Genomic DNA, 16,301 nt, shown 5'->3' with positions numbered 1-16,301 from the left:
CGCCAGAACCTTCGTGATCGCCGCCGTCAGCGACGTCTTGCCATGGTCAACGTGACCAATCGTCCCGATGTTGCAGTGCGGCTTCGTCCGCTCAAACTTTTCCTTCGCCATCGTGGCACCCGTTCCTTTGATATTTCAATATTCGCTTTAGTGGGTTCAGGCGTACTTCGCCTGAACCTCGGCAGCCACGTTCGACGGCACCTGCTCGTAGTGGTCGAACTGCATGGTGTAGCTCGCGCGCCCCTGGCTCATGCCGCGCAGGGTGTTCACGTAGCCGAACATGTTGGCGAGCGGGACCATCGCATTGATGACCACGGCGTTGCCGCGCATGTCCTGGCCCTGAATCTGGCCGCGGCGAGAGTTCAGATCGCCGATCACGGAGCCCGTGTAGTCCTCGGGGGTCGTGACCTCGACCTTCATCACCGGCTCGAGCAGAACCGAGTTGCCCTTCTGGAGGGCCTCACGGAGAGCAGCGCGAGACGCGATTTCGAACGCCAGAGCCGACGAGTCGACTTCGTGGAACGCACCGTCGATGAGCTCGACCTTGAGATCGACCACCGGGAAGCCGGCGACCACGCCGGCGCCAACCACCGACTGGAGGCCCTTTTCGACGCCGGGGATGTATTCCTTCGGAACCGCACCGCCGACGATCTTCGACTCGAACGAGAAGCCGGCACCCGGCTCGTTCGGCTGGACGACCAGCTTCACGCGGGCGAACTGACCCGTACCGCCGGTCTGCTTCTTGTGGGTGTAGTCCACCTCGGTCTTCTTCGTGATCGTCTCACGATAGGCCACCTGAGGAGCGCCCACGTTCGCGTCGACCTTGTAGGTGCGCTTCAGGATGTCGACCTTGATGTCGAGGTGAAGCTCACCCATGCCCTTCAGGATCGTCTGGCCCGACTCGGAATCGGTGGAGACGCGGAAGGACGGGTCCTCGGCAGCGAGCTTGGAGAGGGCGAGACCAAGCTTCTCCTGGTCGGCCTTCGACTTCGGCTCGATGGCGATTTCGATCACCGGCTCCGGGAATTCCATGCGCTCGAGGATCACGGCCTTGTTGGGGTCGCAGAGCGTGTCGCCGGTGCGGACTTCCTTGAGGCCCGCGAGAGCGACGATGTCGCCAGCATAGGCCTCCTTGATGTCTTCGCGGTTGTTCGCATGCATCAGAAGCATGCGGCCGACGCGCTCTTTCTTGTCACGCGAGGAGTTCAGGAGCGTATCGCCGGCGTTCACCTTGCCCGAATAGACGCGGCAGAAGGTGATCGTGCCCACGAAGGGGTCGTCCATGATCTTGAAGGCGAGCATGGAGAAGCCTTCGTCGTCCGCGGGCCTACGGGTCGTCGGCTCTTCGGTCTTGAAGTCGATGCCCTGGATGGCCTCACGGTCGGCAGGCGACGGCAGGAAGTCCACGACCGCGTCGAGAAGCGGCTGAACGCCCTTGTTCTTGAACGCCGAGCCGCAGAGCACCGGGTGGAAGGCGCGGCGCTGCACGGCCGTACGGACCAGGCGGCGCAGGGTCGCCTCGTCCGGCTCCTGGCCGTCGAGGTAAGCCATCATGGCCTCGTCGTCCATCTCGACGGCGGCTTCCACGAGCTTCGCGCGGTACTCGAGCGCCTGATCCTTCAGGTCGGCCGGGATCTCGATCTCGTCGAACGAAGCGCCGAGCGCCTCACCCGACCACACGAGAGCCTTCATCTTGATGAGATCGATGACGCCCTTGAAGTCGCTCTCGGCACCGATGGGGAGCTGAAGGCAGACGGGCTTGCCGGCCACGCGCTTCACGATGTCGTCGACGCAGTTGAAGAAGTTCGCGCCGGTCTTGTCCATCTTGTTGACGAACACGACGCGCGGAACGTCGTACTTGTCGGCCTGGCGCCAAACGGTCTCGGTCTGGGGCTCGACGCCCTGGTTGCCGTCGAGCACGCAGACGGCGCCGTCGAGGACGCGCAAGGAGCGCTCCACCTCGATGGTGAAGTCCACGTGGCCGGGGGTGTCGATGATGTTCAGACGCTTGCCGTTCCAGAAGCAGGTGGTCGCAGCGGACGTGATCGTGATGCCACGCTCCTGCTCCTGTTCCATCCAGTCCATGGTGGCGGCACCCTCGTGCACTTCACCGATCTTGTGGGACTTACCGGTGTAGTAGAGAATGCGCTCAGTCGTCGTCGTCTTGCCGGCATCGATGTGAGCCATGATGCCGAAGTTACGGTAGTCCTCAATCGCGTGCGTGCGGGGCATCGCTTAAGCTCCTTACCGTTACCAGCGGTAGTGCGAGAACGCGCGGTTGGCTTCAGCCATCCGGTGGGTGTCTTCGCGCTTCTTTACGGCATTGCCGCGGTTGTTGGAGGCATCGAGCAGCTCGGCGGAGAGGCGCTCGACCATGGTCTTGTCGTTGCGGCCGCGGGCGGCCTGGATGATCCAGCGGATCGCGAGAGCCTGGCGGCGCTCGGTGCGGACTTCGACCGGAACCTGGTACGTCGCGCCGCCGACGCGGCGGGAACGAACCTCGATGGCCGGGGCAACGTTGTCGAGGGCCTGCTTGAAGACCTCGAGCGGGTTGGCCTTGGCGCGGTTTTCGACGACGTCGAACGCACCATAGACGATGCGCTCGGCGGCGGACTTCTTGCCGTCGTACATGATGGAGTTCATGAACTTCGTGACGACGACATCCCCGAACTTGGGATCCGGGATGATCTCACGCTTTTCGGCGCTGTGGCGGCGGGACATGAGCGAGCTCCGACCTGAATGGATGTTGACGGCTTACTTCGGCCGCTTCGCGCCGTACTTGGAACGACGCTGCTTACGATTCTTCACGCCCTGGGTGTCGAGGACACCGCGGAGAACGTGGTAGCGAACACCGGGAAGGTCCTTCACGCGACCGCCGCGGATCATGACCACGGAGTGCTCCTGAAGGTTGTGACCCTCGCCGGGGATGTAACCGATGACTTCGAAGCCATTGGTCAGGCGAACCTTGGCGACCTTACGGAGAGCCGAGTTCGGCTTCTTCGGGGTCGTTGTGTAAACGCGCGTGCACACGCCGCGCTTCTGCGGGCAGGCCTCAAGCGCGGGGACCTTATTCCGGCTCTTTTGCGCCGTCCGCGGCTTGCGGATCAGCTGAGAGATCGTTGGCATCCTGTGCCCTCTTTCACCAGCCACCGATCCGGTGGCCTTTGAGTGTCTTCAACGGTTCAACGCCGCACATGACGTTTCATGCGGGCCCATCAGGCTGCACAAAACGAAGCCACGCCATTGGCTGGAAAAGCCCTTGGCGCGGTGCGATTGCAGAGGACCACGATGATCTGGCACCGCGGTCGTGCCCTAAATCTGACACGTGTCAGTCAAGGTTGAGTTCGGCAGCGTTTAGGTGGCATCGGTCGAAGCTAGGCGCTTCGACTGGCGGAAACCTACGGCCAGCCGGAAAGTCCGGTCTCTGTAGCGTCCGAGTCGCGGAAAGTCAACAGGTTTCCGCTAACGAAGCGGAAAGGATGCGTCCGATCGGGCGTCGTTGCCGGGTTCGCGAGCTATGTGGGGGCTCCTGGGCTGTCCGCAAGGGCGGAGCGCCCTGCCCCGCCTGCGTCCCTCGGGTAGGAAATTTGGGGCGAGGACCCACTTGGCGGCGGCATCCGCCCCTGCCCCGCTCAAAGAAAAGGCCGCCCTGAAGGCGGCCTTTCCGGTCTTGTTGAGCTTGAGCCTGCTTACTCGGCAGCCGGGGGCAGCTCGTTGACCTGAGCAGCGGACTCGGAGCGCTTCTGCTGAAGGATCAGCTCGTCGCGGTGGGTCGCCACGGCCTTGATCTGGGCCGTCAGAGCGCCCGTACCGGCCGGGATGAGGCTGCCGACGATGACGTTCTCCTTGAGGCCCTCGAGGGTATCGACCTTGCCGTTGACCGCCGCCTCGGTGAGGACGCGGGTGGTCTCCTGGAACGACGCCGCCGAGATGAAGGAGCGGGTCTGCAGCGAAGCCTTCGTGATACCGAGCAGAACCGGCACGCCTTCGGCGGGCTTCTTCTTCTCGGCCACGAGACGCTCGTTGATCTCCTCGAACTCGAGACGGTCGACCTGCTCGCCGGAGAGGAACTCGCTGTCGCCTCCCTCGGTGATCTCGACCTTCTGCAGCATCTGGCGGACGATCACCTCGATGTGCTTGTCGTTGATGAGCACGCCCTGGAGACGGTAGACCTCCTGGATCTCGTTCACGAGGTAGGCGGCCAGCTCCTCGACGCCCTTGATGGCAAGGATGTCGTGCGGGGCCGGGTTGCCGTCCACGATGAAGTCGCCGATCTCGACCACGTCGCCGTCCTGCAGGTGGATGTGCTTGCCCTTCGGGATCAGGTACTCCACCGGCTCCGAGCCATCGTGCGGGTTCAGCGTCAGGCGACGCTTGCTCTTGTAGTCGCGGCCGAACTGGATCGTGCCGGACTTCTCCGCAATGATGGCCGCATCCTTCGGACGACGGGCCTCGAACAGCTCCGCCACGCGCGGCAGACCGCCCGTGATGTCGCGGGTCTTGGCGCTTTCGGTCGAGACACGGGCCAGAACGTCACCGGCTTTGACCTTCGAACCGGGATCGACCGCCAGGATCGCGTCGACGGGCAGGAGGTAGCGGGCATCGCCACCGCGGGCGAGCTTGGCCACCTTGCCACCGGCGCCCTGGATGACGACCGCGGGGCGGAGGTCGGCGGTGCGGGCGGAGCCGCGCCAGTCGATGACCACGCGCTTGGCGATGCCGGTGGACTCGTCCATCGACTCGATCATCGACGCGCCGTCCACGAGATCCTCGTAGCCGACGGTGCCGTCGATCTCGGTCAGGATCGGGCGGGAATAGGGATCCCACTCCGCAATGCGCTGACCGCGCTTGATCGTGTCGCCCTCGTCGACCTTCAGGCGCGAGCCGTATTGCAGGCGGTGAACCGCACGCTCGGCGCCGTCCGAACCGGTGATCACAACAGCCACGTTGCGGCCCATGACGACGAGATCGCCGTCGGAGTTGCGCGCGATGTTCTTGTTGCGGAACCCGATCGTGCCCTCGAAGCTCGACTCGATGAAGGACGAGTCGGCGATCTGGGCCGCGCCGCCGATGTGGAACGTACGCATCGTGAGCTGGGTGCCCGGCTCGCCGATGGACTGGGCGGCGATGACGCCGACAGCCTCGCCGTGGTTGACGGGAGTACCGCGGGCCAGGTCGCGACCGTAGCAGGTGGCGCAGACGCCGTTCTTCGATTCGCAGACGAGAACCGAACGGATCTTCACTTCCTGAATACCGGCAGCGCCGATGGCCTCGAGGTGATGCTCCTCGATCATCGTGCCCTTGGGCACGATCACGGTGCCGTCCTGGGCCATCAGGTCCTCGGCCGTGGAACGGCCCAGGATGCGCGACGCCAGCGACGCGACCACCTGGCCGGCATCGATGATGGCGCGCATTTTGATGCCCCTGTCGGTGCCGCAATCCGTCTCGCGGATGACCGCATCCTGCGCGACGTCCACGAGACGGCGGGTCAGGTAGCCCGAGTTCGCGGTCTTGAGCGCGGTGTCGGCCAGACCCTTACGGGCGCCGTGGGTCGAGTTGAAGTACTCGAGAACGTCGAGGCCTTCCTTGAAGTTCGAGATGATGGGCGTCTCGATGATCTCGCCCGAGGGCTTGGCCATGAGGCCGCGCATGGCGGCGAGCTGCTTCATCTGAGCCGGCGAGCCACGGGCGCCCGAGTGGGACATCATGTAGATCGAGTTGACCTGCTTGTCGCGGCCGAGATCGTCCTTCTGGACCGTCGAGATGCGGTTCATCATCTCGGCGGCCAGACGGTCCGAGCACTTCGCCCAGGCATCGACGACCTTGTTGTACTTCTCACCCTGGGTGATGAGGCCGTCCTGGTACTGCTGCTCGTAGTCCTTCGCGAGAGCGCGGGTCTCCTCGACGATCTGCCACTTGTTCTCCGGGATCACCATGTCGTCCTTGCCGAACGAGATGCCGGCGCGGAAGGCATTGTAGAACCCTAAGCCCATGATGCGATCGCAGAAGATCACCGATTCCTTCTGACCGCAATGGCGGTAGACGGCATCGATCATGCCCGAGATCTCCTTCTTCGTCATGAGCTTGTTCACGACGTCGAAGGACAGGGCGGGATGCTTGGGCAGAAGACGCGAGAGCATGACGCGACCGGGGGTCGTGTCGACGATCTTGGTGTAGGGCTTGCCGTCCTCGCCCACGCCCTCCCAGCGATACTTGATCTTGGTGTGGAGCGTGATGACCTTCTCGTTGAGGGCATGCTCGATCTCGCCCATGTCGGCGAAGGCCTTGCCCTGACCGGGCTGACCGTCGGACACGATGGAGAGATAGTACAGGCCCAGAACGATGTCCTGCGACGGCACGATGATCGGCTGACCGTTGGCCGGGTGCAGGATGTTGTTGGTGGACATCATCAGCACGCGGGCCTCGAGCTGAGCCTCGAGCGAGAGCGGCACGTGGACGGCCATCTGGTCGCCGTCGAAGTCCGCATTGAACGCGGCGCAGACGAGCGGGTGCAGCTGGATCGCCTTGCCCTCGATCAGGGTGGGCTCGAAGGCCTGGATGCCGAGGCGGTGGAGCGTCGGGGCGCGGTTAAGCAGCACCGGATGCTCGCGGATGACCTCGTCCAGGATATCCCAGACCTCGGGCTTCTCCTTCTCGACGAGCTTCTTCGCCTGCTTGACGGTGGCGGAGAGACCCCGGGCGTCGAGCTTGGCGTAGATGAACGGCTTGAAGAGCTCGAGAGCCATCTTCTTCGGCAGACCGCATTGATGCAGCTTGAGCTCGGGACCCACCACGATGACCGAACGGCCCGAGTAGTCGACGCGCTTGCCCAGCAGGTTCTGGCGGAAGCGGCCCTGCTTGCCCTTCAGCATGTCGGCGAGCGACTTCAGCGGACGCTTGTTGGCGCCGGTGATGACGCGGCCGCGGCGGCCGTTGTCGAACAGGGCGTCGACCGCCTCCTGCAGCATGCGCTTCTCGTTGCGGACGATGATGTCCGGAGCGCGCAGCTCCATGAGCCGCTTCAGGCGGTTGTTGCGGTTGATGACGCGGCGGTAGAGGTCGTTCAGGTCCGAGGTCGCGAAGCGGCCACCGTCGAGCGGCACGAGCGGACGCAGGTCCGGCGGGATCACCGGAACGACCGTCATGATCATCCATTCGGGCTTGTTGCCCGACTGAACGAACGCCTCGATGATCTTGAGGCGCTTCATGAGCTTCTTGGGCTTCAGCTCCGACGTGGTGACCGCAATCTCCTCACGGATGTCGGCCGCGGTCTTCTCCAGGTCGAGTTCCTGGAGGATCCGGCGGATGGCTTCCGCGCCGATCATGGCCGTGAACGAGTCCTCGCCGTACTCGTCCTGAGCGCGGATGTACTCCTCCTCGGTCAGCAGCTGACGGTCCTTGAGGGGCGTCAGGCCGGCATCGACGACGATGTAGGATTCGAAATAGAGGATGCGTTCCAGATCCTTCAGGGTCATGTCGAGCAGCAGACCGATGCGGCTCGGCAGGGACTTGAGGAACCAGATATGCGCGACGGGCGCGGCAAGCTCGATATGGCCCATGCGGTCGCGGCGGACGCGCGCGAGGGTCACTTCGACGCCGCACTTCTCGCAGATGACGCCCTTGTACTTCATGCGCTTGTACTTGCCGCACAAGCACTCGTAATCCTTGATCGGGCCGAAGATGCGCGCGCAGAACAGGCCGTCGCGCTCGGGCTTGAACGTACGGTAGTTGATGGTCTCAGGCTTCTTGATCTCGCCATAGGACCAGGACAGAATCTTCTCGGGGCTCGCGATCGAGATCTTGATCTGATCGAAGCTCTGCGGCTGGGCCGTCTGGTTGAAGAGATTCATGACCTCTTGATTCATCGCCGTCTCCTGGGCTGGAGGGCGCTAGATAAGCACCCTCACCGGCAATTGCATGGGGCCGCGGCGTCATCGCCGCGGCCAAACGTCAAACTTGAAGCGTAGCGCTTACTCGGCGGCCTCCGACGGAGGCAGCTGATCCGCCTCGTTGGCCGCCTTCTTGGAATTGGTGAGCTCCACGTTGAGGCCGAGCGACCGCATTTCCTTCACGAGAACGTTGAAGCTCTCCGGAATGCCCGACTCGAAGGTGTCGTCGCCACGGACGATGGCTTCGTAGACCTTGGTGCGGCCGGCCACGTCGTCCGACTTGACCGTGAGCATTTCCTGAAGGGTGTAGGCAGCGCCGTAAGCCTCCAGCGCCCAGACCTCCATTTCGCCGAAGCGCTGGCCGCCGAACTGGGCCTTGCCGCCCAGCGGCTGCTGGGTGACGAGGCTGTAGGGGCCGATGGAGCGGGCGTGGATCTTGTCGTCCACGAGGTGGTGCAGCTTCAGCATGTAGATGTAGCCCACCGTAACCTTGCGGTCGAAAGGCTCGCCGGTCTTGCCGTCATACAGCGTAACCTGGCCCGACGGGTCGAGGCCGGCCTTCTGAAGCATGGCTTCGATGTCCGCCTCCTTCGCGCCGTCGAAGACGGGCGTGGCGAAGGGAACGCCGCGACGCAGCTTGTTGCCGAGCTCCGCCAGCTGCTCGTCGGACGCCTGCTCGATCTCGGGCAGATTGCCGTAGATCGACACCAGCTGCTCGCGCAGGCCGTTGGACTGGCCGGACTTCATGTACGCGTCGACCGCCTGGGCGACCTGCTTGCCGAGGCCAGCAGCGGCCCAGCCGAGGTGCGTCTCGAGGATCTGACCCACGTTCATGCGGCTCGGCACGCCCAGCGGGTTGAGCACGATGTCCGCATGGGTGCCGTCCTCGAGGAACGGCATGTCCTCGATCGGAACGATGCGCGACACGACGCCCTTGTTGCCGTGACGGCCGGCCATCTTGTCGCCGGGCTGGATCTTGCGCTTCACGGCCACGAAGACCTTGACCATCTTCATGACGCCGGGCGGAAGTTCGTCGCCGCGCTGCAGCTTCTCGACTTTGTCGAGGAAGCGCTGTTCGAGGCGCTTCTTCGACTCGTCGTACTGCTTCTGCATGGCCTCGATCTCGGTCATCAGAGCATCGTCTTCGACCGCGAACTGCCACCATTGCGAGCGCGGATACTCGTTGAGCAGCTCGCGGGTGATCGGCGCGTCCTTCTTGTAGCCCTTCGGCCCGGCCACGCCCTTCTTGCCGGTCAGGATCTCGGCCAGACGCGCATAGGTGTTGCGGTCCAGGATCGCCTGCTCGTCGTCGCGGTCCTTGGCGAGCCGCTCGATCTCCTCGCGCTCGATCGCCTGGGCACGCTCGTCCTTGTCGACGCCGTGACGGTTGAAGACGCGGACCTCCACGATGGTGCCGGTCACGCCCGGAGGCACGCGCAAGCTGGTATCGCGGACGTCGGAGGCCTTCTCGCCGAAGATGGCGCGCAGGAGCTTCTCCTCCGGCGTCATCGGGCTTTCGCCCTTCGGCGTGATCTTGCCGACGAGGATGTCGCCCGCATGGACCTCGGCGCCGATATAGACGATGCCGGCCTCGTCCAGGTTCTTCAGCGCCTCTTCCGACACGTTCGGAATGTCGCGCGTGATTTCCTCCGGACCCAGCTTGGTGTCGCGGGCCATCACTTCGAATTCCTCGATATGGATCGAGGTGAAGACGTCTTCCTTCACGATCCGCTCGGAGAGCAGGATCGAGTCTTCGAAGTTGTAGCCGTTCCACGGCATGAACGCGACGAGCACGTTCCGACCGAGCGCGAGTTCGCCGTACTCCGTCGACGGACCGTCGGCGATGATGTCGCCCTTGCGGACCATGTCGCCGGCGCGGACCAGCGGCTTCTGCGTGATGCAGGTCGACTGGTTGGAGCGCTGGAACTTCTGCAGGCGGTAGATGTCGACGCCCGGACGGGTCGGATCCGTGTTCTCAGTCGCGCGGATCACGATACGGGTCGCGTCCACCTGGTCGACGATGCCGGTGCGGCGGGCCGCGATGGCGGCGCCGGAGTCCCGGGCCACGACCGCTTCCATGCCGGTGCCGACGAACGGAGCGTCCGCCTGAACCAGGGGCACGGCCTGGCGCTGCATGTTCGAGCCCATGAGAGCGCGGTTCGCGTCGTCGTTCTCGAGGAACGGGATGAGCGCGGCCGCAACCGACACGAGCTGCTTCGGCGACACCTCCATGAGGTCCACGCGATCGGGCGCGACCACGATGTTGTCGCCGGCCCGGCGGCAGATCACCAGCTCTTCGGTGAGCGTGCCGTTGGCGTCCAGGGTCGAATTCGCCTGGGCGATGTTGTACTTCGCCTCCTCCATCGCGGAGAGGTACACGACCTCGTCCGTGACGCGGCTGTCGCGCACGCGGCGGAACGGCGTCTCGATGAAGCCGTACTTGTTGACGCGGGCGAAGGTGGCCAGCGAGTTGATCAGACCGATGTTCGGGCCTTCCGGCGTCTCGATCGGGCAGATGCGGCCGTAATGCGTCGGGTGCACGTCGCGCACCTCGAAGCCGGCGCGCTCGCGGGTCAGACCGCCCGGGCCAAGCGCCGAAAGGCGACGCTTGTGCGTGACCTCGGAGAGCGGGTTGGTCTGGTCCATGAACTGCGAGAGCTGCGAGGAGCCGAAGAACTCGCGCACGGCGGCGGCGGCGGGCTTCGCGTTGATCAGGTCCTGCGGCATGACGGTGTCGATATCGACGGACGACATGCGCTCCTTGATCGCGCGTTCCATGCGCAGCAGGCCGAGGCGGTACTGGTTCTCCATGAGCTCGCCGACGGAGCGGACGCGGCGATTTCCGAGGTGGTCGATGTCGTCGATCTCGCCCTTGCCGTCGCGCAGGTCCACGAGCGCCTTCGTGACCGCGAGGATGTCCTCGCGACGCAAGGTGCGCACGGTGTCCTCGGCGTCGAGGTCGAGACGCATGTTCATCTTCACGCGGCCGACGGCCGAGAGGTCGTAGCGCTCGGCATCGAAGAACAGCGAGTTGAACATCGCCTCCGCAGTCTCGAGGATCGGCGGCTCGCCCGGACGCATGACGCGATAGATGTCGAACAAGGCGTCCTCACGGGAGGAAGCCTTGTCGATGGCGAGCGTGTTGCGGATGTAGGGACCGACGGTGACGTGGTCGATGTCGAGAACCGGGATCTCGGTGTAGCCGAGGTCGATGAGCTCGGCCAGCTTGCCCCTGCGGTCGCCGGTCTTCGGATCGACGCTCATGTCGAGCTCGTCGCCCGCCTCGGCATGGATCTCGCCTGTCCGCGGGTTGACGAGATCCTCGGCCACATATTGGCCGACCAGATCCTCGTCGGTCACGCGCAGATGCGTGAGGCCCTTTTCGGCGAGCTGGCGGGCCGCGCGGGCGGTCAGCTTCTTGCCGGCCTCGAGCACGACTTCGCCGGTCTTCGCGTCGATGAGGTCGACCGTCGCCTTGAAGCCCTTCATGCGCTCCGCGTCGTAGGGAATGGTCCAGCCATTCTTCGTCTTGGTGTAGACGATGCGGTTGTAGAAGGTGTTGAGGATCTCCTCGCCGTCGAGACCGAGGGCGTAGAGCAGCGACGTGACCGGGATCTTACGCTTGCGGTCGATGCGCGCATACACGATGTCCTTGGCGTCGAACTCGATGTCGAGCCAGGATCCGCGATACGGGATGATGCGGGCGGCGAACAGCAGCTTGCCGGAGGAGTGCGTCTTGCCCTTGTCGTGGTCGAAGAACACGCCTGGCGAACGGTGCATCTGCGAGACGATGACGCGTTCGGTGCCGTTGACGATGAAGGTGCCGTTGTCCGTCATGAGCGGCATGTCGCCCATGTAGACATCCTGCTCCTTGATGTCCTTCACCGAGCGGGCGCCGGTATCCGGGTCCACATCGAACACGATGAGGCGCAGCGTCACCTTGAGCGGCGCAGCGAAGGTCATGCCGCGCTGGCGGCACTCGTCCACGTCGTATTTCGGGGGCTCGAACGTGTACTTCACGAATTCGAGCAGAGCAGTGTTCGAAAAGTCCGAAATCGGAAAAACCGATTTGAAGACGGCTTGCAAGCCCTCTTCCGGCCGGCCGCCCTTTGGTTCTTCGACCATCAGGAACTGGTCGTAGGATGCCTTCTGAACCTCGATGAGGTTCGGCATCTCCGCCACTTCCTTGATTTTCCCGAAGAACTTGCGAATGCGCTTCCGGCCGATCAGTGTATTGGCCATCTGGACCTCGTTCCTCATACACGCCTAATCAAGAACCCCGGGGATCGGGACCCTGGATTAGCCGCCCGGCGGCAGCGCCGGCGCTGGACAATCCGGACTCGTTGCGAGCCCTTGTGGGAGGCCGCCAAAGAAGTCCGACCTCTTTGACGACACAACGGCCCCAAGCGAAAATGCCTGGGACCGTGTGTTGTTGAGCCCCGATCACTCGGGGGTAACCCTGCGGCCGGAAGGCCGCGGCATTACTTAAGCTCGACCTTGGCGCCGACCTTCTCGAGGGTCGCCTTGATCTTCTCGGCTTCGTCCTTGGCAACGCCTTCCTTAACGGGCTTGGGCGCGCCTTCGACGAGGTCCTTAGCTTCCTTGAGGCCGAGGCCCGTGATGCCACGGACTTCCTTGATGACCTCGATCTTCTTGTCGCCGGCAGCCGCGAGAACGACCGTGAACTCGGTCTGCTCTTCAGCCGGAGCGGCGGCGGCAGCGCCCGGAGCAGCAGCGACGGCAACAGCCGCAGCAGCGGAAACGCCCCACTTCTCTTCGAGCATCTTCGAGAGCTCGGCGGCCTCGAGAACGGTCAGCGACGACAGATCGTCAACGAGCTTGGCAAGATCAGCCATTTTCTACTTCCTTAAGTTCGGTTCGAACAGTTTGATGGTTGAGGTTACGGCCTCACGCCGCTTCGCCTGTCTTGGCATAGGCCCCGAATACGCGGGCGAGCTTCGCCGCCGGCGCAGTGCTGAGCTGAGCGATCTTCGTAGCCGGAGCCTGGATGAGGCCGACCAGCTTGCCGCGCAGTTCATCGAGGGACGGCAGAGTGGCTAGCGCCTTTACTCCGTCCACGTTCAGGGCGGTCGCTCCCATTGCTCCGCCGAGGATCACGAGCTTGTCGTTACCCTTGGCGAAATCAACAGCGACCTTGGGCGCCGCGACCGGATCGCTCGAATAAGCGATCAGGGTCGGACCTTTCATGAGGTCCGTGATGGACGCGACGTCCTTGCCTTCGAGAGCGATTTTGGCGAGGCTGTTTTTTGCGACCTTCACGGTGGCGCCGGCCTGCTTCATCTGCGTGCGCAGCTTCTGCATGTCGGCGACCGTGAGGCCAGCATAGTGGGCGACGACGACAACGCTCGTGCTCGAGAACACGTCGTTGAGAGTCGAGACGAGCTCGCGCTTTGCTGCTCTATCCACTGGGCTCTCTCCGGTTGGCGGAAGATTTCCGCCGGTTGCACTTGCCGTTCAAGGCCCAGGCCTGCACCTGAGGCACCGGAACGGCGCTCTCGCAAGCCCTGTCCCCCTACCACGCCTGGCGGCGCAGAGGGTGAGATGGTTCGAACCGATACTCGCTGCCTGCGTTGAACAGGCATGAAACTCGGCTTCCCCGTCTATGCAGGCCCTCTCGAATTAAGCCGGACAAGCCGGCGCCTGCAGTCTCGGACAGGACATAGCCGGAACGCGCCAAAGGTTGCCCCTTGACCCGCCGGCCTGTCACCGCCCCGTCTCCAGGGCGGATTCGCAGCCGGAAGCACGCGCAAAAACGCAGCTCCGGCGTATGTTGGAAACTCAACGCGTTCTAATAAGCCTTCCCGGCGCGGTTGCCAAGAGGCTTTTCCATGGATTTTGGCAATTTATTTACGTAACGTCGTATCGCGAGTGCTGCCAGTCAAGGCTGCGTCATGGAAAAAGCCCGGCGCTGGACGCCGGGCTTTCTGTCTAGGTTCGGTCGACGGTTAGCCGTTGAGGACGGAGGACGGATCCACCTTCACGCCCGGGCCCATCGTCGAGGAGACGGCGATGCGCTGGATGTAGGTGCCCTTGGCGCCCGTGGGCTTCGCCCGGGAGACCGCGTCGGCGAAAGCCTTGATGTTCTCAACGAGCTTGCCCTCGTCGAAGGAGGCCTTGCCGATGCCGGCATGGATGATACCAGCCTTCTCGACGCGGAACTCGACGGCGCCGCCCTTGGCCGCCTCGACGGCGCCGCGGACGTCCATGGTGACCGTGCCGACACGCGGGTTCGGCATCAGGCCGCGCGGGCCCAGCACCTTACCCAGACGGCCGACGAGGCCCATCATGTCCGGAGTGGCGATGCAGCGATCGAACTCGATCGTGCCGCCGTTGACGGTCTCGAAGAGATCTTCCGCACCCACGATATCCGCACCCGCCGCCTTGGCTTCATCAGCCTTGGCGCCGCGGGCGAACACGGCCACGCGGACCGTACGGCCGGAGCCGTTCGGCAGGTTGCAGACGCCACGGACCATCTGGTCGGCGTGACGGGGATCGACGCCGAGGTTCATCGAGATCTCGATGGTCTCGTCGAACTTCGCCTTGGCGCGGTCCTTGATCAGCTTCACCGCATCCTGGAGCGGATACAGCTTGTTGGCATCGATGCCCTCGCGGGCGGCGCGGATGCGCTTACCTTCCTTAGCCATCGTGCCCTCCTTAAGCCACTTCCATGCCCATCGAGCGCGCGGAGCCCTCGATCATGGCCATGGCGGATTCAACGGTGTCGCAGTTGAGATCGACCATCTTCTTCTCGGCGATCTCGCGGATCTGGTCGCGGGTGACGCGGCCGACGGTGCCGCCCTTGCCGGGGGTCTGCGACCCCTTGTCGATCTTCGCGGCCTTCTTGAGGAAGTACGAGACCGGGGGCTGCTTCATCTCGAAGGTGAAGGAACGATCCTGATAGGCGGTGATGATCACCGGGATCGGCGTACCCTTCTCCATCTGCGCGGTCTTCGCATTGAAGGCCTTGCAGAATTCCATGATGTTCAGGCCGCGCTGACCCAGCGCAGGACCGATCGGCGGCGACGGATTGGCCGCGCCGGCGGGCACTTGCAGCTTAACGTAGCCCGAAATTTTCTTTGCCATAGGACTGCTCCCAATGGTCCACCCGCCCGGAGCCTACCGAACGGAATGGAAGTTGCAGATCGCGGTGCAGCCTGTTCCTCCCGGCTGGCGACCGGGCAGACCTCCCGCGGATGAAGGCTCTTGGAAAAGAGCCGAAGGGCGGGGCCTTTCGGCGCCTCCCCTTAACGGGTCAGATCTTCTCGACCTGGCCGTATTCGAGCTCGACCGGCGTCGCGCGGCCGAAGATGGACACCGCCACCTTGAGGCGGGCCCGGGCATCGTCGACTTCCTCGACGACGCCGTTGAAGGAGGCGAACGGGCCGTCCGAGACGCGCACCTGCTCGCCGATCTCGAAGCTGACGGACGGCTTCGGGTGATCGACGCCCTCGGCCACCTGGCCCTTGATGCGCTCGGCCTCGCGATCCGGGATCGGGACCGGCTTGGCCTTGTCGGCGCCCAGGAAGCCGGTCACCTTCGGGGTGTTCTTGATCAGGTGGTAGACTTCATCGGTCAGATCGCACTTCACCAGGACGTAGCCGGGGAAGAACTTGCGTTCCGTGTCGACCTTACGGCCGCGGCGCACCTCGACCACCTTCTCGGTCGGCACCATGACTTCCTCGAACTTGTCCTCCAGGCCGCGCTGAGCCGCCTGGTCCTTGATCGACTGAGCCACCTTGTTTTCGAAGTTCGAGTAGGCGTGGACGATATACCAACGCTTCGTCATGCCATCCACCCCTTAACCGCCAAACCCGAGGATCACCGAACGGACGCCCCAGCCGATCGCCTGATCGACGACCAGAAAGAATACGCTCGCCACCACGACCATCACGAACACCATGGCGGTCGTGATCATGGTTTCCTTGCGCGTCGGCCAGGTCACCTTCGCGGCTTCCGAGCGGACCTGCTGTATGAAATCGAACGGGTTCGTCTTCGCCATTTTGCTTGCATCCACAGGCCGTGAGAGGCTGCGGACGTCCCTAGGGCACGCTTGGGCCCAAATTGAAGGGGCGCGAAGCTGCCCAGAGCCTCGCGCCGCCTGTTCAAACCATCTTCGGGACGCCTCATAATCGAAAACGTCCGCTTTGTCGACCCGCCGGCAGGAGTGGAGGGACTCGAACCCCCAACCCCCGGTTTTGGAGACCGGTGCTCTAGCCGATTGAGCTACACTCCTGCGAGCGGGTCGACAGGTGGCGGCGAACCGCCACCCTCTTCTCGGTCTTAGTCCATCACGGCGGCGACGACGCCGGCCCCGACGGTGCGACCGCCTTCACGGATGGCGAAGCGCAGCTTCTCCTCCATGGCGATCGGAGCGATCAGCTCCACTTCCAT

Annotated in this window: 13 protein-coding genes and 1 tRNA gene; all 14 read right to left on the bottom strand. The window is 63.8% G+C overall.

What is annotated here, in order from left to right:
* Positions 1–111, bottom strand: a 111-nt coding sequence (locus E4K09_RS16775) for a GTP-binding protein (protein ID WP_244610355.1), incomplete at its 3' end; no start/stop codon positions are given.
* A 45-nt stretch (positions 112–156) separates the two neighbouring features.
* Complete coding sequence (gene fusA, locus E4K09_RS16770) at positions 157–2,232, bottom strand: elongation factor G (protein WP_134498949.1); 2,076 nt, start codon at positions 2,230–2,232, stop codon at positions 157–159.
* 18 nt (positions 2,233–2,250) lie between these two features.
* Positions 2,251–2,721 (bottom strand): 30S ribosomal protein S7, encoded by a 471-nt coding sequence (gene rpsG, locus E4K09_RS16765; RefSeq protein WP_134498948.1) that lies wholly within the window; start codon positions 2,719–2,721, stop codon positions 2,251–2,253.
* A 33-nt stretch (positions 2,722–2,754) separates the two neighbouring features.
* A complete protein-coding gene (gene rpsL, locus E4K09_RS16760) occupies positions 2,755–3,126 on the bottom strand; it encodes a 30S ribosomal protein S12 (protein WP_019400023.1) in 372 nt (123 codons plus the stop codon).
* A 563-nt stretch (positions 3,127–3,689) separates the two neighbouring features.
* Positions 3,690–7,865 carry a DNA-directed RNA polymerase subunit beta' gene (gene rpoC, locus E4K09_RS16755; protein ID WP_134498947.1) on the bottom strand — a complete coding sequence of 1,392 codons (4,176 nt, stop codon included), beginning with the start codon at positions 7,863–7,865 and terminating at the stop codon, positions 3,690–3,692.
* Between the two features lie 105 nt (positions 7,866–7,970).
* Positions 7,971–12,131, bottom strand: a complete 4,161-nt coding sequence (gene rpoB, locus E4K09_RS16750) for a DNA-directed RNA polymerase subunit beta (RefSeq protein WP_134498946.1) — start codon at positions 12,129–12,131, stop codon at positions 7,971–7,973.
* 239 nt (positions 12,132–12,370) lie between these two features.
* Positions 12,371–12,745 carry a 50S ribosomal protein L7/L12 gene (gene rplL, locus E4K09_RS16745; protein ID WP_134498945.1) on the bottom strand — a complete coding sequence of 125 codons (375 nt, stop codon included), beginning with the start codon at positions 12,743–12,745 and terminating at the stop codon, positions 12,371–12,373.
* 52 nt (positions 12,746–12,797) lie between these two features.
* On the bottom strand, positions 12,798–13,316 hold the full coding sequence (gene rplJ / locus E4K09_RS16740; RefSeq protein ID WP_134498944.1) for a 50S ribosomal protein L10: 519 nt from the start codon (positions 13,314–13,316) through the stop codon (positions 12,798–12,800).
* 539 nt (positions 13,317–13,855) lie between these two features.
* Complete coding sequence (gene rplA / locus E4K09_RS16735) at positions 13,856–14,554, bottom strand: 50S ribosomal protein L1 (RefSeq protein WP_134498943.1); 699 nt, start codon at positions 14,552–14,554, stop codon at positions 13,856–13,858.
* Between the two features lie 10 nt (positions 14,555–14,564).
* Positions 14,565–14,993 carry a 50S ribosomal protein L11 gene (gene rplK / locus E4K09_RS16730; RefSeq protein WP_134498942.1) on the bottom strand — a complete coding sequence of 143 codons (429 nt, stop codon included), beginning with the start codon at positions 14,991–14,993 and terminating at the stop codon, positions 14,565–14,567.
* Between the two features lie 169 nt (positions 14,994–15,162).
* The gene (nusG, locus tag E4K09_RS16725) at positions 15,163–15,696 is read right to left on the bottom strand and encodes a transcription termination/antitermination protein NusG (protein ID WP_134498941.1); all 534 of its coding nucleotides are present in this window, start codon (positions 15,694–15,696) and stop codon (positions 15,163–15,165) included.
* Positions 15,697–15,708: 12 nt separating this feature from the next.
* Positions 15,709–15,909 (bottom strand): preprotein translocase subunit SecE, encoded by a 201-nt coding sequence (gene secE, locus E4K09_RS16720; protein ID WP_134498940.1) that lies wholly within the window; start codon positions 15,907–15,909, stop codon positions 15,709–15,711.
* A gap of 160 nt (positions 15,910–16,069) precedes the next feature.
* Positions 16,070–16,143, bottom strand: a tRNA-Trp gene (locus tag E4K09_RS16715).
* Between the two features lie 47 nt (positions 16,144–16,190).
* A partial coding sequence (locus E4K09_RS16710) for an EF-Tu C-terminal domain-related protein (RefSeq protein ID WP_134498939.1) occupies positions 16,191–16,301 on the bottom strand: 111 nt, incomplete at its 5' end.

This window comes from Microvirga pakistanensis, assembly GCF_004458765.1.
In the GTDB taxonomy this organism is placed as follows: Bacteria; Pseudomonadota; Alphaproteobacteria; order Rhizobiales; family Beijerinckiaceae; genus Microvirga; species Microvirga pakistanensis.
This window is presented reverse-complemented; position numbering and strand designations above follow the sequence as displayed.

Coding starts and splice junctions, on each gene's coding strand:
- fusA (WP_134498949.1), bottom strand. CDS start 2,232: ATGCCCCGCACGCACGCGATTGAGGACTACCGTAACTTCGGCATCATG.
- rpsG (WP_134498948.1), bottom strand. CDS start 2,721: ATGTCCCGCCGCCACAGCGCCGAAAAGCGTGAGATCATCCCGGATCCC.
- rpsL (WP_019400023.1), bottom strand. CDS start 3,126: ATGCCAACGATCTCTCAGCTGATCCGCAAGCCGCGGACGGCGCAAAAG.
- rpoC (WP_134498947.1), bottom strand. CDS start 7,865: ATGAATCAAGAGGTCATGAATCTCTTCAACCAGACGGCCCAGCCGCAG.
- rpoB (WP_134498946.1), bottom strand. CDS start 12,131: ATGGCCAATACACTGATCGGCCGGAAGCGCATTCGCAAGTTCTTCGGG.
- rplL (WP_134498945.1), bottom strand. CDS start 12,745: ATGGCTGATCTTGCCAAGCTCGTTGACGATCTGTCGTCGCTGACCGTT.
- rplA (WP_134498943.1), bottom strand. CDS start 14,554: ATGGCTAAGGAAGGTAAGCGCATCCGCGCCGCCCGCGAGGGCATCGAT.
- rplK (WP_134498942.1), bottom strand. CDS start 14,993: ATGGCAAAGAAAATTTCGGGCTACGTTAAGCTGCAAGTGCCCGCCGGC.
- nusG (WP_134498941.1), bottom strand. CDS start 15,696: ATGACGAAGCGTTGGTATATCGTCCACGCCTACTCGAACTTCGAAAAC.
- secE (WP_134498940.1), bottom strand. CDS start 15,909: ATGGCGAAGACGAACCCGTTCGATTTCATACAGCAGGTCCGCTCGGAA.